1 pseudogene is annotated in these 911 nt (G+C 73.3%); it reads right to left on the bottom strand.

The window, feature by feature from the left end:
• Window positions 1-115: 115 nt before the first annotated feature.
• Window positions 116-911, bottom strand: a pseudogene (locus E0D90_RS26935) (hypothetical protein); the annotation flags it as partial.

Genomic DNA, 911 nt, shown 5'->3' with positions numbered 1-911 from the left:
CGGCGGGGGAGACGGGGGAGGAAACCATGGCAGCCAGCGTAGTGCGGCGGCTGGCCGGCCGGCCGGTCCCGGTAGTGCCCGGGACCGGCCCGACAGAACCTCGCCGCGCGGCGGGTTACCGGGTGCGGTAGGCGTCGATGATGGTCTGGACGGTGGTGTTTCCGTCGGTGTCCTCGGCGGTGGCTCGCAGGGAGACCGAGCCGCCGACGGCCGGGTTGTCGGCCACGATGTGCGGGAGCGGCGCGTCCAGGAGCGGGACGGCGGCCCAGTTCTCGCCGCCGTTGTAGGAGATCTCGATCTCCAGGGACGCCGCCGCGGTGCCCTCGACGCTGACGGGGACGCGGTGTTCGCGTCCGGCCGGGGCGGTGCTGTCCAGCTCCAGCTCCGGTGTGAACCGGATCGTGCTCGGTCCGGGTACCGCCCCGCCCTCGGGGAGGTCGCTGGGCTCCGGGAGCGTGAAGCTCCAGTCGAGGGTGACCGTGGTGGAGACGTTCGTGTAGCCGCGGGCGGCCCGGTCGACGGTGGAGACCAGGCGGGCCTCCGACTCGCCCGCCGGGGGCTCCGTCCACAGGTAGGTCAGCGGTTCGTCCCAGCTTTCGTACAACTCACCGTCGAAGTACAGCCGCGAGGAGGCGCTGTCGTAGGCGGCGCCACCGCCGTGGCCGCGACCGTCGGCCAGCAGGGACCCGCTCAGCGACAGGTTGTCGCCCCAGTGCGTCGCTCCGTCGCCCGCCCGCATCCGGGGTCCGAAGACGCCGACGTTGACGGTCTCGGTGGTGGTCTCACCGGGAGACGGCCGCCAGGAGTCGGTCCCGAACACGGCCGGGGCGTCCTCGCCGTCGTCCAGCTGAGCCACCACGTGCTCCCAGCCGGTGCCGTCGGCCTGGACGTGGCGTGCGGAGGTGTGGGGG

This window comes from Streptomyces otsuchiensis, assembly GCF_004305975.1.
In the GTDB taxonomy this organism is placed as follows: Bacteria; Actinomycetota; Actinomycetes; order Streptomycetales; family Streptomycetaceae; genus Streptomyces; species Streptomyces otsuchiensis.
This window is presented reverse-complemented; position numbering and strand designations above follow the sequence as displayed.